Below are 20,108 nucleotides of genomic sequence, written 5' to 3' on the forward strand. Positions count from 1 at the left end.
GTCTTGCATTCGCCGGATGAAAGCACAGATCGTGCCGTCACACTCCCTTGCGCTTTCGCATCAGACAGTGGACCATGCATCGCTGGATGGCATGGTCATTGCTTCCGTTGCCGTCTTGTTGCGCGCCGGTCTCGCTCTATCATCCGACGCGTCGTCCCGCAGGAAAACACCATGTCACGACCGCGCATTCTCGTCATCAATCCCAACTCCAACCAGCTCGTTACCCAAGGGCTGGAGCAAGCCTTGAAGCCGCTCGATTTTGCGGGCGGACCGGAGATCGTCTGCGAGACGCTGACCGAGGGCCCCTACGGGATCGAGAGCCAGGCCGATGTCGATGGCGTGGCGATGCCGCTGCGCCGCCTCGTCGAAGGCGACAACCATTCGACCGCCTTCGTCATTGCCTGCTACAGCGATCCTGGCCTGCATGTCTGCCGCGAAGCGACCGACCGGCCCGTATTCGGCATCGCCGAATGCGGCGTGCTGACGGCGCTGGCGCGCGCCGAAACCTTCGGCGTGATTGCGATCGCACAGCGCTCGATCCGCCGCCATGTCCGCTACCTCCGGCAGATGGGCCTGATGGATCGCCTGACCAGGGAACGGCCGCTCAACATGAGCGTGGCGGAGACCGCGTCGGGTGAAGGAACGCTGGCGAAGATGATTGAGGTCGGACGCGCACTCAAGGACGAAGACGGATCCGGCGCCATCGTGATGGGCTGTGCCGGCATGGCGCGCCACCGCCAGCCACTGGAGCAGGCGCTCGGGATTCCCGTGATCGACCCGACCCAGGCGGCTGTGACCATGGCGCTGGGCACCGTGCAGTTCTCGCATCACTGATTTTGGTCGGACGTTTCGGCCGCCCCGTTGCGCGCGAGCCATTGCGCGTGGCTTTCGCGCGTCAACGCAAAGGTCTGGCGCTGGGCGGCGTAGAGATTGCCGAACAAGCGCCCGATCGGCCGGTAGACGTCGAAATCGACATACATCTTTTCGTGGTCGATCAGCCCCTCACGCGCGTGCAGGCGCAATACCTCGCCGACGAGAAGCTCGCGGCCTGGCCCGAAGGCGAGCGCGACATGCTGCCGGCACTCGAGCGCAAAAGGCGCGGCGGCCAATCGCGGCACGTCGATATCGATCGACGGCAATGTCTTTAGCCCCGTCGCCTCCACCTCGCTGTCACCTGCGGGAAAGTCGATCGCGCAGTCGTTCATGGCCGCGGCCAGCGCCTCGTCCACCAGATGCACCACGAACTGCCCGCTGCGGTGGATGTTGCGCGTCGTGTCCTTGGGACTGAAATCGGCCTTGTGCTGCAGGCCGAGCACCAGAAGGGGCGGATCTTCGGAGAAGACGTTGAAGAAGCTGAACGGCGCCGCGTTGACGGCACCGTTTGCGTCGAGCGTCGTGACCAGTGCAATCGGCCGCGGCACGACGACCCCACACAGCAGCTTGTGGCGGTCGCGCGGATCAAGTTCGCGGAAGGAGATGCCGGACATCTAGTTTTCCGGAGGCGGCACCGCGCCGGTTCGGCCGGTGATCAGGCCGTAATGCTCGATGCGGCGGTGGAGCGCGAAATTGAAGATCGTGTTCTTGCCGAAGGTGGTGGCGTCGAGATCGCAGGGGTGAACCAGCAGTTCGTCCTCTTCGGTCCTGGCCTCGACGACAATCTCGCCGTCCGGATTGACGATCAGGCTGCCGCCGATCAAGGGGTGGCCGTCCTCGACGCCGGCCTTTGCGACGCATACCACCCAGGTTGAATTCTGGTAGGCGCCGGCCTGCGCGGAGAGCCGGTTGTGGAACAGCCGCTTTTCTGGCCCTTCCTCGCTCTTCTCGGCGTTAACCGAGGGCGTGTTGTAGCCGATCAGCACCATCTCCACGCCTTGCAGGCCCATCACGCGGTAAGTCTCCGGCCAGCGTCGGTCGTTGCAGACCGCCATGCCGAAGATGCCGCCGAGCGCGCGCCAGACGTTGAAACCGAGATCGCCCGGCTCGAAGTAGCGCTTCTCCAGATGCTGGAACGCGCGTTTCGTGTCGAACTCCGAATGACCGGGAAGATGAACCTTGCGGTACTTGCCGACAATTTTTCCGGACTTGTCGGTGAGGATGGAGGTGTTGAAATGATGCCCATCCGGCGTCAGTTCGGCATAGCCGAAATTCATTGCGATCTTGTGATGGGCAGCTCGCTCGAACAAAGGCCTTGTCGCCGCATTTGGCATCTCGCGCTCGAACCAGGTATCGACCTCGGCCTGATCCTCCATGTACCAGCGCGGAAAAAAGGTGGTGAGTGCGAGCTCCGGATAGATAATCAGATCAGCGCCCTTCGCCTTGGCTTCATCCATCAGCGCGATCATGCGCTTGACGACAGCGTCGCGGCTCTCGGCTTTCTGGATCGGGCCCAACTGGGCGGCGGCAACATTGATGACGCGCATAAATAACTTCCTGGATGCTTCTATTTAGAGCGGCGTTTGCATGGAAATGAAGCAGTTTGCGGAGCTCGAAGTCCGATCTGGTTCAAGTGGAGTCAGCAGCAGTTAAAGTTCTGGTTCGCTCAGAGTCAATTCCGGAGACGGCTTTACGCAATGCACTTCAGTTCTGCGTTTCAGCCGTTCGAACCCACTGACAAAAGCTCTAATGTCGCGACGATCGCATCTGAACAAAACCGGCAGGTCGTCGTGCAGACCGCGCGACCCTTACTGGATCGAGCGTGTCAAAGGGCGACGTCAAGTCGCGATCCTCGATCTCGTTTCGATCGACGACCGCAGCGCAGCAAGCACCTGCGGTGCAGGTTTCCGCGCCCAGAGAGTTAACGGCCAACTAACGGCAACCGCATTCAAGGCGTTGTTTTCCGCAAAAATCTGCCTATACTGTTATCTCAGCTGCAACCGCTGCTGATTTTATCGTTGGTGACCAGGCCCGTCTATCCAGGCGGGCCGTCGCCGTTTCAGGGTTCGTGGCGATGACTCGTTCCAATCGGATTGATCATATTCGCATTACGTCGCACCCGGCACCGGGTGCCAAACTTAAATTTCCGATCGCCTGGGGCGCGGCCAGCGCGCGCGAACGCGGACCGATTATCGGCACGGTGTCACGCCCGGCGGACCGCAACGTGATCGGGACGCATGGCGGCTCCTATTCGGTCTATCGCGCGCTCGCCGTCTCGTCCGGCGCTCTCGACCCGATCCGACGTCCTGACCTTACCAACACCCACCCTGCTGAAACGATCGGGCCGTTTCCGCAATGGGCCGAGCCGCAGCGGATCGTCTCGCTCGATCCATGGGGACATCTCGCCGCGGAGACCTTCGCGAGCGAGATCACCGAGGGCATCGACATCCGTCCGAGTATTGCCATCACACGCGCCCGCCTCGATCTACCCGAACTGCAGGCAGCAATCGAGGCCGGACGGCTCAAGCAGGATGGCGAGGTCGTGCACAAAAATGGCAGCGTCTCCGTGGTCAAGATTGCGATCGACCCCGTCTGGTATCTGCCCGGCCTGGCGGCGCGCTTCGCCACCACCGAGAACAATCTGCGCCGGCAATTGTTCGAGCAGACCGCAGGCATGTTTCCGGAGCTGGTGACACGGCCTGATTTGCATGTTTTTCTACCCCCGATCGGCGGCACGACAGCCTATCTGTTCGGCGACGTTACCAAACTGCCGGACCACTCCACCAGGATAACCTGCCGTGTGCATGACGAATGCAATGGCTCCGACGTGTTTGGTTCTGATATCTGCACCTGCCGTCCGTATCTGATTCACGGCATCGAAGAATGCGCACGCGCAGGCCAAAGCGGCGGGCTCGGCATCATCATCTACAATCGCAAGGAAGGCCGCGCGCTCGGCGAAGTGACAAAATTTCTCGTCTATAACGCCCGCAAGCGTCAGGAAGGCGGCGATGCGGCGGCCCAGTATTTCGAGCGTACCGAATGCGTCGCCGGCGTGCAGGACGCCCGCTTCCAGCAACTGATGCCGGATGTGGTGCACTGGCTCGGCCTGAAGCGAATCGACCGCTTCGTTTCCATGAGCGACATGAAGCACGACGCGCTGACCGGCCAGGGCATCGAAATCGTCGAGCGTGTGCCTATCCCCGACGACATGATCCCGGCCGACGCGCATGTGGAAATCGCGGCCAAGAAGGCCGCGGGTTACTACACGCCCGAGCCGCAACAGGATCCGGACAACCCAGTCGGCCGTTCGCTCGAAAAATATTGAGAGCGCGCAGTGTCATCAGTAAATCCGGAGACGTCGGCCGCCTTGTCATTACTGAATGCCAGCGCAGTCCGCGAGCGCGCGCACCGCATGCTCGCGATCGGCCTTGAAGACAGGCTGCCGAGTTTTCGCATCGATCTCGGCCGCATGGACGACGTGGTCGAGCTGGTGCTGGAAACGACGCGCGCCGCCTACCCATCGTTCGACGTTCCCTTTCATTCGCGCTGGCGGCACTTCTTCACCTATGGCATCGATCGATGGGCTGACGTTGCCAGCTGCTTCGATTGGCCCGATCGCGCGGCTCTCGCCCGGGCTGAGTTCGATCTCGCCATCGTCAGCGTGTTCCTCGATGCCGGCGCGGGCCCATCGTGGCGCTACCGAGATGCAAAGACTAGATTAACCATCGGTCGCTCGGAAGGGTTAGGGCTTGCGAGTCTCGGGATGTTCACGGGCGGCGCCTTCTCGACCGCACCACATGAGCTGCGCGCCGATGCTGACAAGCTCGCGGCTTTGGATGTTGTCGAACTCGCGCGCGGCATGCAGGTCAGGGATGACAACCCGTTGGTCGGATTGGACGGCCGCGCCGATCTGTTGCGTCGCCTGGGTAAACTGGTCGCCTCGAAGCCGGACATCTTTGGCAGCCATGATACGCCGCGGCCCGGCGGCCTCTACGACCGGCTGGCGACGCTGGCGGATGGCCGCAAGCTGCCTGCGCCGACGATTTTGGCTGAACTACTGCAGCAGCTCGGACCGATCTGGCCGTCGCGGCTGACGCTCGGCGGAGTAGCACTCGGCGATTGCTGGCGGCATCCGGCCATGACGACCGCGGATGCAACCAGCGGTCTCGTACCGCTGCACAAGCTCTCGCAATGGCTGGCCTATTCCCTCATCGAGCCGCTGCAGCGGTCCGGCATCAGCGTGACCGATATCGACGGGCTGACCGGGCTTGCGGAATATCGCAATGGCGGGCTGTTCGTCGATACCGGCGTGCTAGCGTTTCGCGATGCAGGAGCGGCCCAGCAGGAACACGAGGTATCGTCACCGCTTGTCGTGGAATGGCGCGCGCTGACGGTGGCGCTGCTCGACCGCGTGGCTGACGGTCTGCGGCATCGGCTTGGACGCGATGCCACATCGATGCCGCTGGCGAAAATTCTCGAGGGCGGCACGTGGGCCGCGGGCCGACGGTTGGCGCGCGAACGCCGCCCCGACGCGTCGCCTCCAGTGAAAGTCATCAGTGACGGCACGGTTTTCTAGATCCGAGGTCAGAAAAAATGGACGGCGTTACGATCGTTAATCACCCGCTGGTGCAGCACAAGCTGACGCTGCTGCGGCAGAAAGACATTTCAACCAAGTCGTTTCGCGAGCTCCTCAAGGAGATCGGGATGCTGCTTTGTTACGAGGTCACCCGCGACCTGCCGCTGGCCGACATCGAAATCGAAACGCCGCTTGCGCATATGAAGTCGCCGCAGATCGCGGGCAAGAAGCTGGTGTTCGCGCCGGTGCTGCGTGCCGGCGTGACCTTTGCGGAAGGCATGCTCGATCTGGTACCGACCGCACGGATCGCTCATATCGGCCTTTACCGCGAACCAGAAACCTTCACCGCGGTGGAATACTTCTTCAAGGCGCCGAGCGATCTGCACGAGCGGCTGGTTATCGTGATCTCGCCGGTGCTGGCAACGGCGAACTCCGCCGTCGCCGCGGTCGACCGGCTGAAGGAGCGCGGTGCCAACGACATTCGACTGGTATGCCTGATCGGCGCGCCTGAGGGCGTCGAGCGCATGCGCGGCATTCACCCGGAAGTTCCGATCTGGCTCGCGGCGATCGACCAGGGGCTGGACGACAACGCCTATATTGTGCCGGGTCTCGGCGACGCCGGCGACCGCGCCTACGGCACGAAGTAGCTTAGCTGCCGCACGAGATCAGTGAGCGGGTCCCGGCACTTCCGGCAGCGCTTTGAGATGACATGCCACCCATTGACTGCCGTCGGTCAACCGCAGCTCCGGCTCTTCCGTCCGGCAGCGATCAAACACGTACGGACACCGGGTGTGGAAGCGGCAGCCGCTGGGCGGATTGATCGGGCTTGGCACATCGCCCTTCAAGATGATCGGGTTGCGAATGGCCCCGGGCTCCGGCACCGGTACGGCTGACAGCAGGGCCTTCGTATAGGGATGCCTCGGCGCGGTGAAGATTTGCTGCCTTGGCGCCATCTCGACGATCTTGCCGAGATACATCACGGCAACGCGGTGCGTCATGTGCTCGACAATCGCGAGATCGTGGCTGATGAAGAGCAGCGCGAGGCCGAACTCCCGCTGCAGATCCTGCAGCAGGTTGACGATCTGCGCCTTGACGGAGACGTCGAGCGCCGAGACCGCCTCGTCGCAGACGATCAGTTCGGGTTCCGCGGCAAGCGCCCGGGCGATGCCGATGCGCTGGCGCTGACCGCCCGAGAATTCGTGAGGCCGGCGGCCCAGTGCGTCGCGCGGCAGGCGCACGGTGTCCATCAGCGCCGCAACCTTCGCCTCGAGTTCGGCGGCAGATTTGGCCAGGCCGAAATTACGGATCGGCTCGGCCAGGATATCGCGGACGCGCATGCGCGGATTGAGGCTGGAGAACGGATCCTGGAACACCACCTGCACGCGGCGGCGCATGCTGCGCAGCCTTGCGGGTGAAAGACGGTCGATCCGCTGGCCATCCAGCACCACCTGGCCGGCGGTGATGTCGAACAGCCGCAGGATGGCGCGGCCGACCGTCGACTTGCCGCAACCGGACTCGCCGACGAGAGACAGGGTCTCGCCACGCTCGACCTCAAAGGACACGCCGTCCACGGCATAGACCCAGTTGGACTTGCGGCTGAACAGGCCACCGCGGACCGGGAAATGCTTCTTGAGGTCGTTGACCTGCAGTAGTGGGGCCCTCATGCCGCGGCCGCCTCCTTGCGTGCGTAGTGGCAGGCGGCGATGTGGCGAGGTCCCTTCTCTTCGAGACCCGGGGCAACCTGCCGGCAAAGATCGGTCGCCAGCGAACAGCGCCCGGCAAAGACGCAGCCCTCGATCCGCCCCTTGAGGCTGGGCACCTGGCCGGGGATCTCGGCGAGCCGCCGCGCCGCGCCTGATAGCGAGGAGCCGAGCTTGGGCACCGCACCGAGCAGGCCCTGCGTATAGGGGTGGCGGGGCGAGCGAAACAGCTCGGCCACCGGCGCCTCCTCGACCTTGCGGCCGGCATACATGACCATGACGCGCTCGGCGATTTCAGCGACCACGCCGAGATCATGGGTGATTAGAACGATTGCCGCGCCGACGCGGCGCTTGAGGTCCAGCATCAGTTGCAGGATCTGCGCCTGGATCGTGACATCAAGCGCCGTGGTCGGCTCGTCTGCGATCAGGAGCTTTGGATTGCAGGCGAGCGCCATGGCGATCATCACGCGCTGCCGCATGCCGCCAGAAAGCTGATGCGGATATTCGCGCACGCGCCGCGCCGGCTCCGGGATGCCGACCAATGTCAGCATCTCGATGGCGCGCGCCTCCGCCGCCTGCTTGTCCAATCCCTGATGCATCCGCAGCGTCTCGCCGATCTGACGGCCGACCGTCAGCACCGGATTGAGGCTCGTCATCGGCTCCTGGAAGATCATCGAAATGTCGTTGCCGCGGATGGCGCGCATCTCGCGTTCGGACAGCTGCAGCAGATCCTTGCCCTGGAAGCGGATAGAACCCGCGATCTTGCCCGGCGGCTCGGCAATCAGCCGTATCAGCGACATCGAGGTGACCGATTTGCCGCAGCCGGATTCACCGACGATGGCCAGCGTCTCGCCTTCGTCGACATGGAAGGAGACGCCGTCGACAGCCCGATTGATGCCCTCGGGGGTACGGAAATGGGTCTGCAGATTATCGACTTCGAGCAATGCCATCGGATCAGAGACTCTTGGCCATTCGCGGATCGAGCGCATCACGCAGGCCGTCGCCGAGCAGATTGACGGCGAGCACGGTGACGGACAGAAACGCGGCGGGAAAGAAAACGATGTAAGGCTTGACCTGCCACAGCGCCCTGCCCTCGGCCATGATGTTGCCCCAGGATGGAATGGTCGGCGGCGTGCCGGCGCCGATGAAAGAGAGGATCGACTCCACGATCATGGCGCTGGCACAGATATAGGTTGCCTGGACCAGCATCGGCGCCAGTGTGTTGGGCAGGATATGGCGCAGGATAACCATCGGCGTTCGTGTGCCTGAGGCTGTGGCGGCGTCCACATAGGGCTGCTCGCGCAACGACAACACGACACTGCGCACCAGCCGCGAGACGCGCGGGATTTCGGCAATCGTGATGGCCAGAATGACGTTCCCGACGCTCGCGCGTGTCAACGCCATCAGCGCCACGGCGAGCAGGATCGGCGGTATCGACATCAGCCCGTCCATGAACCGCATCAGGATGCCGTCCGCCCATCGCACGAAACCCGAGACGAGGCCGATGGCGAGACCGGCGAGCGAGGCCAGTACAGCCACCGACAGGCCTACGGTAAGCGAGACCCGCGCCCCGTAAAGCACGCGTGAATAGATGTCACGGCCGAGCAGGTCGGTGCCGAACCAAAAATCCGCGGAAGGCAAGCGCGTACGTTTGGCGGGCGCGAGCGCGGTCGGATCGACCGTCCCAAGCCAGGGTGCGAAGATCCCGACCAATACGAGGCAGAGCAGCAAGACGCCGCCGATCGCAACCGTCGGATGATTGCGCAGGAAGCCAAGGACACCGCGTCGGATTGCCACCGGCGCCAGCAGGTCCGGCAGTTGCGGCGCAATGACGAGGCCCGGCGGCACCGGCGCCGTGCTTGTGGCGGAGATGCTCAATAGCGGATCCTCGGGTCGACCAGGGTATAGGTGACGTCGACCATCAGGTTGACGAGCACATAGAGAAAGCTGAACAGCAGCACGATGCCCTGGATGACCGGATAATCGCGGCGCAGGATCGCATCGATCGTCAGCCGGCCAAGGCCGGGGATGGCGAACACGCTTTCGGTCACCACCGCACCGCCGATCAGTAGCGCAATGCCGATACCGATCACCGTCACGATCGGAACGGCTGCGTTTTTCAGCGCGTGAACGAACAGGATGTTGCGCTGGTCGAGGCCTTTGGCGCGGGCGGTGCGGACATAATCCTGCTGCAGCACCTCAAGCATGGAGGCGCGGGTAATGCGCGCGATCAGCGCGATGTAGACGGTGCCCAGCGCGACTGCCGGCAGGATCAGGTTCTGCAGCCATGGCCAGAAGCCCGCGGTCAACGGTGTGTAGCCCTGCACGGGAAGCCATTCGAATTGCAGCGCGAATACGTAGGCAAGGACGTATCCGACAACAAAGACGGGAAGCGAGAAGGCGAACACGGCAAACGCCATGATGGTGCGGTCCACCCAGCTTCCCGCCTTCCACGCCGCCACCACGCCGAGCGGCACCGCGACAAGGATGGTCAGGACGAGCGTAATCGCCATCAGCGAGAGCGTCGGCTCGATGCGCTGCGCGATCATCGCGGAGACCGGCAGGTTGGTGAAGATCGAGGTGCCGAGATCGCCGTGCACGATATGCCAGAGCCAAGACCCGAACTGGACCAGAAACGGCCGGTCGAGACCGAGGCCCTGGCGAATGCGCTCAACGTCGGCGGGGCTCGCCTGGTCGCCCGCAATCACCGCGGCCGGATCGCCCGGCGCGATGTAGAGCAGGCTGAAGACGAACAGCGCGACGATCCCCATCACGGGCAAGGTCGAGAGAATGCGCCGGAGGATATACGAGAGCATGTGGGTTTACTGCGCCGTCATGCGGTCTTCGATACGCCCCAGAAGAAGGGCAGCGGCCCCTTGGCGATACCGGAGACATTCTTGCGCCACGCCGTGTAGCTCAAGAAGAATCCGGTCGGCGCATAAACCACGTCCTCGAGCGCCGCCTTGTTGAGACGATTGACCGCAGCTTTCTCCTCATCGAGATTCTTGGCATCGAACCATGCCAAAACTTCCTTTTCCACGGGCGCGCTTGTGGGCCAGCCAAACCATGCCTTGTCGCCATTGGCGCGAATGGCGTTGTAGGCGGCGGGGCTGATGCAGTCCGCCCCGGCGTGCCAGGTGTGAAACATTCCCCAGCCGCCCTGGCCCGGCGGCGTTTTCTGGGCGCGGCGGGAACCGACCGTGCCCCAATCGGTCGCGACGAAGTCGACATTCATGCCCATCTGCTTCAGCAGATCGGCAGTGACATCGCCCTGCGCCTTGGTGATCGGTTGATCCTGCGCCACCACGCAGGTGACCGGCTGGCCTGAATAGCTGCTCTCGGCCAAGAGCTTCTTTGCCATTGCGAGATCGCGCTTGCCCTTCAGGATCTCGCCGCCCTCTTCCGAGTAGAGCGGCGTATCCGGCGTGAAGAAGCCGGGCAGCGGTTTCCAGAGCGCGGTATCGTCGCCGACAAGCGCGCGCATGTAGTCTTCCTGGCTCAGCGCCGCGAGCACGGCACGTCGCACCTTCACATCGTTGAAGGGCGGATACAGATGGTTCATCCGGAATGAGCCGATGTTACCCAGGGGATCGGCGATGTCGACGTTGATGTTGCGGTTCTTCTTGAGCGACGGCACGAGATCGGTGATGGGGCTCTCCCACCAATCGACCTCGCCATTCTGAAGTGCGGCCGCCGCCGTGGCAGGATCCGGGATCACTACCCATTCGATGCGGGCAACCAGCATCTGCTTGCCGCCCGCGAGCCAGGACGCCTTCTCCTGCCGCGGCGTGTAATCGGCAAATTTCTCGAACACCGCCTTGGCGCCGGGCACCCATTCACTTTTTGCGAACTTCATGGGGCCCGAGCCGACATATTCGGGAATCTGCTTGAACGGGTCGGTCTGGGCAATGCGCTCCGGCATAATGAACGCGCAGGGCGTGCTATTCTTGCCCAACGCCAGCAGCATCTTCGGATAAGGCGACTTCAGCGCCCATTTGAAGGTGCGGTCGTCGACGGTGGTCAGCTCGTTCTGGATCGCCTTGAGCATCAGGCCCATGGGATCGCGCGCCGACCAGCGCGTCAGGCTCGCCACCACGTCCTTGCTGAGCACCGGCTCGCCGTCGTGGAACTTGAGCCCCGGCCGGAGCCGGAAGGTCCAGACCAGACCGTCGTCGGACACCTCCTCAGACTCGACCATCTGGCGCTGCGGCTGCAGCGTGGCGTCGAGACCGTAAAGGGTGTCCCACACCAGCGCGGCGGCGTTGCGCACGACATACTGGGTCCCCCAGATCGGATCGAAATTCGCGAGGTTGGCCTGCGGCACAAAGCGTAAGGTGCGCGCCGCAGCGCCTTGCGAAAGCGCCGGCATCGAAAGGCCGCCCGTCGCCGCCAGGCTGCCTACCCCGGCCAATCCCTTCAACACAGTCCTGCGATCCATGGAGCTCTCCCAGTCTTGAGTTGTCACGGCGATTCCGGCCAATTCGATGGCCGAAGGTTCGACGCCGCGTGAGGTGAAGCGGGCCAGTCAAACCGATGCCAATCAGTCTCCTTTTGCTTGCAAGCGGTATGCCAGCACGGCCCACTCGCGCCGCGGCCAACTTCCGGCCAACCGCATGGTAAACCCTTTCAAGCCATCACATTTTTGCACGGTCACATCCATTCGCGTTCTGCCTGGCCTGCAAGCTGCTTGAATTTCGACGATTGCTGCGGATGCCACCAGCGGCCGCCAATGACGACACCTTCGGACGCGATCTTGCGGTCGCCGATCAAATGCTCCCCGATGACGTCGACATAGTCGAACTGGCCTTGCGGAATCGAGATGAGGGTGGCGTCCCCAACGCTGCCCGGCTTGAGGCTGCCGAGTTCCGGACGCCGCAGCGCCATCGCCGCATTGACCGTCGAAGCGGCGACCACATCAGACAGCGGCATGCCCATGCACAGGAACTTGGACATGGTCGTCACCTGATCAAAGGCCGGCCCGTCGATGCACAGGGCATGGACGTCAGAGGAAATGGTGTCGGGATAGAAGCCGTTGGCAAGCATGGCGCGGGCAGTCTTGAAGGCGAATGAGCCTTTGCCGTGACCGATATCGAATAACACGCCGCGTTCGCGCGCCTCCAGCACCGCCCTTTTCACCGTACCCTGGGCGGTGGCGGGCGTATTGGGAAACGGCCGGAACGCATGCGTGAGAACGTCGCCCGGCCGCAGGCGGGCGAGCACCTCCTCATAGCTCGGCGGCGGGTGGTCGATGTGCGCCATCAGCGGCATGCCGACCTCTTCAGCGACCTCCAGCGCGATGTCGAGCGGCACGATCCCCGACGTGCCCGAGGCGTGGAGCCCTACCCGCACCTTGATGCCGACGACGAGGTCGCGGTTGGCCTCCGCCACCGCGACGGCATCGATCGGATTCATCAAGCGCATCTCCTCGCTCTCGCCGACCATGACGCGATGCGAGAAGCCGTAGATGCCAGCGTGGGAGACATGCAGATAGGCGAGAATGCGGACCTGGCTCGGCTCGATGACATGCTTGCGGAAACCGGCGAAATTGCCCGGACCGGCGCTGCCGGTGTCGACCGCCGTAGTGACGCCCGAGGTGCGGCAGAACTCTTCGGCATCGATGCCGAGCGAGGTGCCACCCCAATAGACATGGGTGTGCAGATCGATCAAACCGGGGGTGACGATGTAGTCAGACACGTCCCGCACATCGGTTCCGGGATCGGCCTTGAGCTCGCTTCCGATCATGGCCACCTTGCCGCCGGCGAAGGCTATATCGGTCACGGCGTCGAGCTTCTGGGAAGGATCAACCACCCGGCCGCCGCGCAGAACCAAATCGAAAGGCATCGTTATCTCCTGAAATAAGGGAAGCAGCGCGAGGGCGCCTCGCCCATCCACGGAAGCGCGCGCACCGACGAGCCGTCAACTATTAAAGGCGGCCTGGGCTTCCGGCAAATCCCAGATCTTGCCGATCGCCGCATTAGCAGCCGACATCATCGCGGTCTCGTCGCCGTGAATGTATCGGCCTGCGTCGATCAGCACCCGCCCATCAACGATGACCTGATCGATGTTGGCGCGGTTCCCGAGCGCGACGAGCCCGCGCCGTGGATCGAACAATGGCAGCAAATGGGGGTCAAGCGTGGCATGCCAAATCCGGCCCTGCAGCCCTCTTGGTTTCCCGGCGATCTTGAGCACAAGGTCGCGCGCGGCGAGGCCGAAGTAGGCCCTGATCCACTCCAGGGCGCTCATAAATTGTTCTGCAAATATTCGAACACGTAGTCGGCGTCGTTGCTCGAATTGAAATTGACCTCGTAGTCGATCGTGCCATCCTTGAGCACAACCGTGCGCTGCGGTCCAAAACTACAAGTCAGACTTTTGATCTTCTGTTTGACCGCTTCCTTGCCGGCCGGGGAGTCACAGACGCGGCGCGTGGCCTCGAGCGCTGCGCTGCAGTAACCGTAGGCGCTGTAGGTCTTCCGCTCCTCCGGCGCCGGCGGCTTCAACCAGTCAAACTTCGCTGTGAGACTGTTGCCGCACCGCTCGTTGGTGGAGGTGACCTCTCCCGCGAGATACTTCTCCTGGTCCGCGAAATACTCCTTGTCCTTGAGCGATTGCGCAATCGCGACCGACGAGAAGATCGAGAGCGTGACGACGGCAACACCGGCACGGATATTCATAGCGGATAACTCCAAATTAGACGTTCATGCGCGCATCCCGTGCGGGTACGGCATCCGGCCACTGCGGCGGACCCAGGGATAGACGGACAGCGGCGATAATTTTCCCGTGTGGAGCGGTGCATCTTGATTGAAACATTTTGAAGAACGAATGCGCCGCATTCAACATGGGTGTCGGCCGCAAAAACTCCGCATTTGCTTCTCACTTCTCCCTGCGCTCATCAGCGATACCGCACCCCGCGATTGTCGTGATGCTGTGAGGTCTACCATGTCCGGACGTTTCCAAAAGATCGCCGTCGGCGCCGCCCTCACCTTGATCATCAGCATTGGCGCCCTCGCCGCGGAAAGCGGGCCGCCGCTTCGCATCGGGCATTACAGCACCGGCAGCGGATTGATCGGCTTTGTGATCGACCGCATGGGAACGCCGATCAAGCTGCGCTTCGACGGCTCCGACGAAATCCTGGCCTTGACCACCGAGCAGGCCCCATACAATTCGATGACGCTCAAGCGCGACGACGGCGTCTCGGTTCTTCGGATCTACGAAACGGGTCGCATTCTGATATTCAGCGACAAATTGTCGGGCGGTTCGGCTGACGCGTATCGCGACCAGGACGCCGAGCCGCTCGCCGTCAAGAGGGCAACGAAAGAGCAGGCCGAGACCGAGGCCGAGTCGCTCGGGCGCAGCCTCAAGCGCGCGGGCGCCCCGGAGCTCGCGATCTCGCTGGACGCGCCTCGCCTTTCCGCTGACGCCGCCGCATGGTCCGCCATGGCGGACGCAATCGCCGTCACCGGAGCAACCCTGGCTGAGATGCTCACCTCACCGATCGCACGTGAGATCATCGCGGCGAAACTGCGGCGCGTCGTCATCCGCGACGCCGACCAGGTTGATGTCAGGCTGGCGGGCGACACCCTGATCGTGGAGGTCGAAGCCAGGGAGCCGATCACAGGCCGGCCGTCCTCGGCGCGCCTCAAGTCTGCGATCGGTGACCTCCTGTAGCTAAATCCATACCCAGGGCACGAATTTACAGCAGCCGGCGCGAAGAAAAATGCTCACCGGTCCGTCTCTCTATCGTGATGTGGTGGCGACGGCCGCAGGCCGTCTCGAAATATCACCGCAATGTGGTGCAAAATGTTGTCAAGAAAGAGAGGAATCGAATGTCGGGTCTTATAACTGGGCTGGTTTTGCTCGCGCTCGGCGCCCTGGCGGCCGCTTCGAGCATCGTCGCGAGGCGTCCCGACGCAAAGGCGTATATCGAACTGATGGTACCTTACCAGGGATGGTTCGGATTCATAACCTGCCTGTGGGGCGCCTGGATCATCATCAATGCGATCATCAACCTGAACTGGTTCGGCTACGTGCCGGTCTGGTGGCTGACCTACCTCGCGACCGGCGTGCTGATTGCATCGCTCGGCCTGCTGCTCGGCTATGCGTTGCTGACGAAGCTCATTTTCAGCCACAACGCCAGTGCGGCGCAGCGCGGCGAGCAGATTCGCGCTGCCATTGTCCCCTATCAGACCGTGCTCGGTTATGCCGCGATCGCCCTCGGCCTATGGACGATCGTCGCAACGTTTCTCTATCGTGTCTAGCTGGAGCATGATCCGGGAAAACGCCTGCCCGCACTTTGATGCGGGCGGGAGACCGGCTTTCCCTTAGCTAACAAACGCGGACACGTTTGCCGAAGGAAAACCGGTCTCCAACCCCCATCAGTGCGGAGGCGTGCTTTTCCGGGTCCTGCTCCAGAGCATCGACGAGAGCATCCATGTCGAAGAAAAACTTGTGCCTCGCGATCCTCGCGCTGAGTGTCGCGATAAGTTTCGCCGCGACCGCTCGCGCGGAGAAACGCGTTGCCCTGCTGGTCGGCAATAATGCCTACCAGAACGTTCCGCGGCTGCAGACCGCCGTCAACGACGCGCGTTCGGTCGGCACCACACTGCGCGGGCTCGGTTTCTCGGTGATTCTTGCCGAGAACCAGTCGCGCCGTGCCATGAGCGAGGCCCTGCTCGCTTTCGACAAGGCGATCGAACCGGGTGACATCGCGCTGTTCTTCTTCGCTGGACACGGCTTCGAGATCCGCGGCCAGAACTACCTGCTGCCGACGGACATCCCGGAGGTCCGCGAAGGACAGGAAGAACTGATCCGCGATTCCGCGTTTCCGGCCGACCGGATCATCGACCGGCTGCAGGCGCGCGGCGCCCGCACTGCGGTGCTCGTGCTCGACGCCTGCCGCAACAATCCGTTCGAGCGGTCGGGCGGGCGCGGGCTCAAGGGCAGCGGCGGACTCGCCGCGATGACGCCTGCCGAGGGCGTATTCATCATGTTCTCCGCTGGCGCCAAGCAGACCGCGCTCGACCGGCTGTCCAACACCGACCGCGCCTCGAACTCCGTGTTCACGCGAAACCTCATCCACCGGCTGGCGGAGCCGGACCTGACGCTGGTGCAGATTGCCAAACGCCTGCAGATCGAAGTCAAGCAGTTGGCGGCGAGCGTCGGGCGCGACCAAACGCCGGCCTACTACGACCAGGTCGTCGGCGAGATCGTACTCAACTCAAGTGGACACACCACGCCCGCCGGCATCGGCTTGACCCCGCCGCCGCAAGCCGCGGCCCTGCTCTCCGACATCGACAAGCGCGCCGCCGAGGCCGTGCCGGCTCCTTCGGCGGATCCTGTGATCGCCGAACTCGACGCGCTGGCTGCCGCGAAGAGCTGGAGCGAGCTCCGCGACCACCTGACAACGGTGAGGCCGACGGCGCGCGACGCACACTGGGCTTCGCTGGCCGAACAAGCCGCGATCGGCGAATTAACTCCGCTTGCGACGTCGGCGCGTCCGTTTGGCGATCGGCTTGCGGCGCTTGAGCACTATGCAAAGACGTTTCAGATCCTGAACGACAACCCGAAATTCCTGGCCCTGCGCGCGTCAATCGGCCTGTCCGCGTTCGGCGACTGCCTTGAGCAGTCTTACGGGACAGGTCTCAACGACTGCCGCCGGGAACTGGACGGTTTCGTGCGCACGACGCCCAAGAGCGTCGGCACGGCACGCGCCGACCTCGCGCGTGACGCCGCCCGTCTCGTCGGGCGCAAACTCAACCGCTCGGCCGCCGCGCCGTTTTTCGCCATCGCGATCGAGGCCCCAGCCGAAACGAATGCGGCGGTCTGTACGGATCGAGATCTCACGGACGCCGTCATTGCCGCACTCAGCCGGCCTCCCGACTGGGATGAGGCCAAGGCAGCGGAAGCGCTCACGGAAGCCTGCTGGAGCACACTCGGCACCGCGGTCGTGGCACAGGTCGCGCGCGAGACCGGCGACAACAGCTACTACCTCGGCAATGCCTGCCCGATACTGCTGCGGCGCGACGCTTTAACAGGACTGCGCGCGGCCCGCTGCCGGGAAATCAAATCGCGATAGGCGAGTAATCGCGCCAGAGCGCGACGGGTTCAGGGTGAATCGCCGTCGCGCTCCAATTTGTTGTTTGAACCTGATCTCCGCGCAAACGCGCGAACACCGGTATTCACCTATTCACCCATCGGGTCGTCGCCCAAGGGCATGCTTTTCCGGATCATGCTTCGAGCGGGATGAACTCCAAATTCTTCGCTTCGACGTGCGGCTCCTCAGAAGACTGGGACCGATGGATACCGCACGCCTTTCTGCCCGCGCGGCTACATCAGAACGAGCAGCCGAAGCTTTGCAACGAGACCTTGATCGCGTCCATCGTCTGCTCACACGTCCCTTCCATGGTTGACTTCGCTGATGGGTTCTTGGCCATGTCGACCCACATCTTGCGCGTCTGGTCGAGTTGTGCCTTGTAGGTCGCACGCTGCGCCTCCGGAAGCTTCGACGTAACGCAACTATCATATTTTTGCAGAAAGTCGTCGCAAGCGGCGATGCCGGTGCTCTGCGCACGTGCAGGCCCGGCCAGGGCAATCGTGAGCAGAACAGCACCTGCCGCATGAAGGAGCGGCAACGCCCTGCGCATCGCAACCTTCGTCGTTGTATAACGCATTATCTCTTGCTCCTTTGCAGCGTGAGAGTTTGACAACATTGGAGCAGACGGACAGGCTCTCGCTTTTGGTCTGTCGCCAGCCATCGCGATGCCGTCCTCGTGAATAGAATGCAAAGGACCGCCCGCAACCGAGATGCGGCCCGGACAACTTGAGCATCGTGTTGAGGTCAGTTCGATCCTGCGGCAGCGGGGCGCTCATGCTTACCGGCTCCTGCCGGCTTCGGCCCGCAGGAATCATCGTTATCGGTGGGCGCCTCGCCTGGACGTTCGGCCCCCTCGCCGGTCGCGCGCGTTACAGTACGGCGATCATTCCCCATATTGTCAGGTGTCGACTTCCTGGCCTGCTCGTTCGCGTCAACGCACGACCGAGCATCTTTCTTCCTGGTCGGACTGGACGGGGTCACCACGATTGTGCGGCTGATCGTGTCACCCGGGTCGTCCTGCTTGACCGCGGTTGTTGCGCCGTCTCCAACCATCTTCAAAACAGTCGGTACCGCGATCACGGCCAGGACGGCGAGAGCGAAGCCGGACCACGCAATCGAACGCCGGTACCAGGCAACTGGAGTGGCTGCCACTGCCGAAACCCGCGGGCGGTTCTGTTCCGGCGCAGCAAGAACGGCGGCCGCCCGCCCCATCAAACCCGCTGGAGCTGTCGCTGGCTGCGCCTGGATTTCGTCCAGCAATGCCGCCGCGGCAGCCAACTCCGCGCGGGCCGCCGGGTCGTTGGCAAGTCTCGTGGCGACAGCCTCCCACTCTGCCCGCGACAGGGAACCGTCGAGAAACGCGGCGATCTGAGCGTTGTCGATCTCGCCCCATTGACCTGCAACGGAACCCTGCCCCAAACCCTCGGAAATGGTCCGCGACAATTGCGCGCGAAGCAGCTCAAGCGCTTGTAGCCGGTCGGAGTGGCCGTCGTCCTCCGCGGGCGCAGGCGCCGGTTCGTGACTGAGGCGTTCGATCATCGGACAGAAATCCAGTACCCATGTTTAGACGGACATATCGGAATTATTTTCCAATTGCACCGCAATTTCTTTCAACCACTTTTGGGTACGCTGCTTCAAACGATAGACTTCCTCGACCGGACAACCCATCAGCCTCGCGATGCCGCGTGCCGGCAACGGCTCATTCGCCGAAAATACAATCTGAAGGTACAATCGTTCATCGGTCGGAAGCTTCTCCGCAGCCGCATTAACGGCAGCAACGAGAGCTGCGCGACGCCGCTCCTCCTCAAAGAGCAGCAAGCGGTCCTCAGGCGTTGGCGACGAATCCGCGATCGAAAGACCTCCACCTTCGCCAAGCAGTGCATCGAGCGAGACGGCCTCGGTGGCTGGCGACGCGCGTTCCAACGTCGCGATACCGGCAAGTCGCGCGACCGACTCGGCGATATCAGCGACTGTCGGATCTTGCACCAGCCTGCCGCGCAGTGCAGCGGCGAGCCGATCGGCGTCCAGCGGACAACCCTCCCACACCACAGCTGTATAAATAGCCTGGTCGAGCGGCGCCGAACGGGAAATCGCCGCCGGCATACGCCGTCGGGGCGTTTCACGCCGCACGAGATCGATCAGGATACGATCGACCACGGTCAGAATATAGCCGGTGAAGCTGCCGCGGCCCCCGTATGAGCGGATGCGATGGAAATCGTTCTCGATCAGCTTGAGGCACACTTCCTGATACGCGTCCTCGCGACCGGCTCTACCGAGTTTGCTTGGCAATTGTCTGCCGATCCGGCTTCGAATGTCGGTCTCGAAGTAACGCGAGAATCGCTCCCACGCCTCGTGCGGCGTCTTGCTGAATTGTCCTGCGAGCTGGTCGGCGAGAACATCGCGAGCGACAAGCGACAAATACGTCGTAAGACGTGAACGTCCGTCGAACCCCCGCAGCCGTGCATGATCGTTAGCCTTCAGCGATGCGACGATGTGAAGGAATGCAGCCTCCGCGTCGGCTCCATCGCCTGCCAGCTTCACGACGATCGACCACAGCGTCGTCGAGACGTGTTCGAGAAATCTGCTGGCCGCCTCAGCCTCACCAGAGAGGACAGCATTGACGAGCGCATGTTCGAAGTTGCCGCTCAGTGGCGGCACAATCCGCATCTCAGAAGAGACTGGCCTTTCGGCGGCCGCATCGTCACTGTCGGCATCGTTGTCGCGTGGCTTGGCCTTTTTCGGGACCAACAAACTCTGGACCAACAGGCTGCGCGACCACATGACTTCTCCCCTGACAAACAGTCGACACGCCGAACGACAGTTGAACAGCCAGAGACTGCGGCCTTCCCAAGTTGGCCTTTTTCGTCGC

20 protein-coding genes are annotated in these 20,108 nt (G+C 62.9%); 7 read left to right on the forward strand and 13 right to left on the reverse strand.

Annotation, left to right across the window (positions count from 1 at the left end; genetic code table 11):
* The first annotated feature begins 171 nt into the window (after positions 1-171).
* Positions 172-834 carry an aspartate/glutamate racemase family protein gene (locus V1283_RS20515; protein WP_334388247.1) on the forward strand — a complete coding sequence of 221 codons (663 nt, stop codon included), beginning with the start codon at positions 172-174 and terminating at the stop codon, positions 832-834.
* Here V1283_RS20515 and V1283_RS20520 read toward each other — a convergent pair.
* The gene (locus tag V1283_RS20520; protein WP_334388248.1) at positions 828-1,487 is read right to left on the reverse strand and encodes a flavin reductase family protein; all 660 of its coding nucleotides are present in this window, start codon (positions 1,485-1,487) and stop codon (positions 828-830) included. The genes V1283_RS20515 and V1283_RS20520 overlap by 7 nt on opposite strands.
* The gene (locus tag V1283_RS20525) at positions 1,488-2,420 is read right to left on the reverse strand and encodes an N-carbamoyl-D-amino-acid hydrolase (RefSeq protein ID WP_334388249.1); all 933 of its coding nucleotides are present in this window, start codon (positions 2,418-2,420) and stop codon (positions 1,488-1,490) included. It lies immediately after the preceding gene.
* Between the two features lie 527 nt (positions 2,421-2,947).
* Between V1283_RS20525 and V1283_RS20530 the strand changes: the two genes are divergently transcribed.
* From V1283_RS20530 to upp, 3 genes are read left to right on the forward strand one after another with little or no spacing between them, the layout of a single operon-like run.
* Entirely contained in the window at positions 2,948-4,198 is a 1,251-nt protein-coding gene (locus V1283_RS20530; protein WP_334388250.1) for a GTP cyclohydrolase II, read from the forward strand.
* Between the two features lie 42 nt (positions 4,199-4,240).
* Positions 4,241-5,449 (forward strand): URC4/urg3 family protein, encoded by a 1,209-nt coding sequence (locus V1283_RS20535; protein WP_334388251.1) that lies wholly within the window; start codon positions 4,241-4,243, stop codon positions 5,447-5,449.
* Positions 5,450-5,466: 17 nt separating this feature from the next.
* Positions 5,467-6,096, forward strand: a complete 630-nt coding sequence (gene upp, locus V1283_RS20540; protein WP_334388252.1) for a uracil phosphoribosyltransferase — start codon at positions 5,467-5,469, stop codon at positions 6,094-6,096.
* A gap of 18 nt (positions 6,097-6,114) precedes the next feature.
* Here the strand turns inward: upp and V1283_RS20545 are convergent, their stop codons facing one another.
* The 8 genes from V1283_RS20545 to V1283_RS20580 form a co-directional block, all read right to left on the reverse strand.
* Complete coding sequence (locus V1283_RS20545; protein WP_334388253.1) at positions 6,115-7,113, reverse strand: ABC transporter ATP-binding protein; 999 nt, start codon at positions 7,111-7,113, stop codon at positions 6,115-6,117.
* On the reverse strand, positions 7,110-8,099 hold the full coding sequence (locus V1283_RS20550) for an ABC transporter ATP-binding protein (protein WP_334388254.1): 990 nt from the start codon (positions 8,097-8,099) through the stop codon (positions 7,110-7,112). Before V1283_RS20550 ends, V1283_RS20545 begins: the two co-directional genes overlap by 4 nt.
* Before the next feature lie 4 nt (positions 8,100-8,103).
* Positions 8,104-9,021 carry an ABC transporter permease gene (locus V1283_RS20555; RefSeq protein ID WP_334393115.1) on the reverse strand — a complete coding sequence of 306 codons (918 nt, stop codon included), beginning with the start codon at positions 9,019-9,021 and terminating at the stop codon, positions 8,104-8,106.
* Positions 9,022-9,023: 2 nt separating this feature from the next.
* Positions 9,024-9,965, reverse strand: a complete 942-nt coding sequence (locus tag V1283_RS20560; RefSeq protein WP_334388255.1) for an ABC transporter permease — start codon at positions 9,963-9,965, stop codon at positions 9,024-9,026.
* 17 nt (positions 9,966-9,982) lie between these two features.
* Positions 9,983-11,587 (reverse strand): ABC transporter substrate-binding protein, encoded by a 1,605-nt coding sequence (locus V1283_RS20565; RefSeq protein WP_334388256.1) that lies wholly within the window; start codon positions 11,585-11,587, stop codon positions 9,983-9,985.
* Between the two features lie 212 nt (positions 11,588-11,799).
* Entirely contained in the window at positions 11,800-12,990 is a 1,191-nt protein-coding gene (locus V1283_RS20570; RefSeq protein ID WP_334388257.1) for an amidohydrolase/deacetylase family metallohydrolase, read from the reverse strand.
* Positions 12,991-13,065: 75 nt separating this feature from the next.
* Positions 13,066-13,392: a hypothetical protein gene (locus V1283_RS20575; RefSeq protein ID WP_334388258.1), complete on the reverse strand. Its 327-nt coding sequence runs from the start codon at positions 13,390-13,392 to the stop codon at positions 13,066-13,068.
* A complete protein-coding gene (locus tag V1283_RS20580) occupies positions 13,389-13,820 on the reverse strand; it encodes a hypothetical protein (RefSeq protein ID WP_334388259.1) in 432 nt (143 codons plus the stop codon). The genes V1283_RS20575 and V1283_RS20580 overlap by 4 nt, the downstream gene beginning before the upstream one ends.
* A gap of 265 nt (positions 13,821-14,085) precedes the next feature.
* Here V1283_RS20580 and V1283_RS20585 point away from each other — a divergent pair, with 265 nt between their 5' ends.
* The 3 genes from V1283_RS20585 to V1283_RS20595 all read left to right on the forward strand — a co-directional run bounded on the left by V1283_RS20585 (position 14,086) and on the right by V1283_RS20595 (position 17,221).
* The gene (locus V1283_RS20585) at positions 14,086-14,814 is read left to right on the forward strand and encodes a DUF4908 domain-containing protein (RefSeq protein WP_334388260.1); all 729 of its coding nucleotides are present in this window, start codon (positions 14,086-14,088) and stop codon (positions 14,812-14,814) included.
* A gap of 158 nt (positions 14,815-14,972) precedes the next feature.
* The gene (locus V1283_RS20590) at positions 14,973-15,404 is read left to right on the forward strand and encodes a hypothetical protein (protein WP_334388261.1); all 432 of its coding nucleotides are present in this window, start codon (positions 14,973-14,975) and stop codon (positions 15,402-15,404) included.
* 173 nt (positions 15,405-15,577) lie between these two features.
* Positions 15,578-17,221, forward strand: a complete 1,644-nt coding sequence (locus V1283_RS20595; protein ID WP_334388262.1) for a caspase family protein — start codon at positions 15,578-15,580, stop codon at positions 17,219-17,221.
* A 256-nt stretch (positions 17,222-17,477) separates the two neighbouring features.
* On the opposite strand, the gene V1283_RS20600 is transcribed toward V1283_RS20595, so the two are convergent.
* From V1283_RS20600 to V1283_RS20610, 3 genes are all read right to left on the reverse strand, one after another.
* Complete coding sequence (locus tag V1283_RS20600) at positions 17,478-17,789, reverse strand: hypothetical protein (protein ID WP_334388263.1); 312 nt, start codon at positions 17,787-17,789, stop codon at positions 17,478-17,480.
* Between the two features lie 194 nt (positions 17,790-17,983).
* Complete coding sequence (locus tag V1283_RS20605; RefSeq protein WP_334388264.1) at positions 17,984-18,778, reverse strand: hypothetical protein; 795 nt, start codon at positions 18,776-18,778, stop codon at positions 17,984-17,986.
* 24 nt (positions 18,779-18,802) lie between these two features.
* The gene (locus V1283_RS20610) at positions 18,803-20,020 is read right to left on the reverse strand and encodes a sigma-70 family RNA polymerase sigma factor (protein ID WP_334388265.1); all 1,218 of its coding nucleotides are present in this window, start codon (positions 20,018-20,020) and stop codon (positions 18,803-18,805) included.
* Between the last annotated feature and the right edge of the window lie 88 nt (positions 20,021-20,108).

Source organism: Bradyrhizobium sp. AZCC 2262, from assembly GCF_036924535.1.
In the GTDB taxonomy this organism is placed as follows: Bacteria; Pseudomonadota; Alphaproteobacteria; order Rhizobiales; family Xanthobacteraceae; genus Bradyrhizobium.

Coding starts and splice junctions, on each gene's coding strand:
- V1283_RS20515 (WP_334388247.1), top strand. CDS start 172: ATGTCACGACCGCGCATTCTCGTCATCAATCCCAACTCCAACCAGCTC.
- V1283_RS20520 (WP_334388248.1), bottom strand. CDS start 1,487: ATGTCCGGCATCTCCTTCCGCGAACTTGATCCGCGCGACCGCCACAAG.
- V1283_RS20525 (WP_334388249.1), bottom strand. CDS start 2,420: ATGCGCGTCATCAATGTTGCCGCCGCCCAGTTGGGCCCGATCCAGAAA.
- V1283_RS20530 (WP_334388250.1), top strand. CDS start 2,948: ATGACTCGTTCCAATCGGATTGATCATATTCGCATTACGTCGCACCCG.
- upp (WP_334388252.1), top strand. CDS start 5,467: ATGGACGGCGTTACGATCGTTAATCACCCGCTGGTGCAGCACAAGCTG.
- V1283_RS20545 (WP_334388253.1), bottom strand. CDS start 7,113: ATGAGGGCCCCACTACTGCAGGTCAACGACCTCAAGAAGCATTTCCCG.
- V1283_RS20550 (WP_334388254.1), bottom strand. CDS start 8,099: ATGGCATTGCTCGAAGTCGATAATCTGCAGACCCATTTCCGTACCCCC.
- V1283_RS20560 (WP_334388255.1), bottom strand. CDS start 9,965: ATGCTCTCGTATATCCTCCGGCGCATTCTCTCGACCTTGCCCGTGATG.
- V1283_RS20565 (WP_334388256.1), bottom strand. CDS start 11,587: ATGGATCGCAGGACTGTGTTGAAGGGATTGGCCGGGGTAGGCAGCCTG.
- V1283_RS20570 (WP_334388257.1), bottom strand. CDS start 12,990: ATGCCTTTCGATTTGGTTCTGCGCGGCGGCCGGGTGGTTGATCCTTCC.
- V1283_RS20575 (WP_334388258.1), bottom strand. CDS start 13,392: ATGAGCGCCCTGGAGTGGATCAGGGCCTACTTCGGCCTCGCCGCGCGC.
- V1283_RS20580 (WP_334388259.1), bottom strand. CDS start 13,820: ATGAATATCCGTGCCGGTGTTGCCGTCGTCACGCTCTCGATCTTCTCG.
- V1283_RS20585 (WP_334388260.1), top strand. CDS start 14,086: ATGTCCGGACGTTTCCAAAAGATCGCCGTCGGCGCCGCCCTCACCTTG.
- V1283_RS20590 (WP_334388261.1), top strand. CDS start 14,973: ATGTCGGGTCTTATAACTGGGCTGGTTTTGCTCGCGCTCGGCGCCCTG.
- V1283_RS20595 (WP_334388262.1), top strand. CDS start 15,578: ATGTCGAAGAAAAACTTGTGCCTCGCGATCCTCGCGCTGAGTGTCGCG.
- V1283_RS20600 (WP_334388263.1), bottom strand. CDS start 17,789: ATGCGCAGGGCGTTGCCGCTCCTTCATGCGGCAGGTGCTGTTCTGCTC.
- V1283_RS20605 (WP_334388264.1), bottom strand. CDS start 18,778: ATGATCGAACGCCTCAGTCACGAACCGGCGCCTGCGCCCGCGGAGGAC.
- V1283_RS20610 (WP_334388265.1), bottom strand. CDS start 20,020: ATGTGGTCGCGCAGCCTGTTGGTCCAGAGTTTGTTGGTCCCGAAAAAG.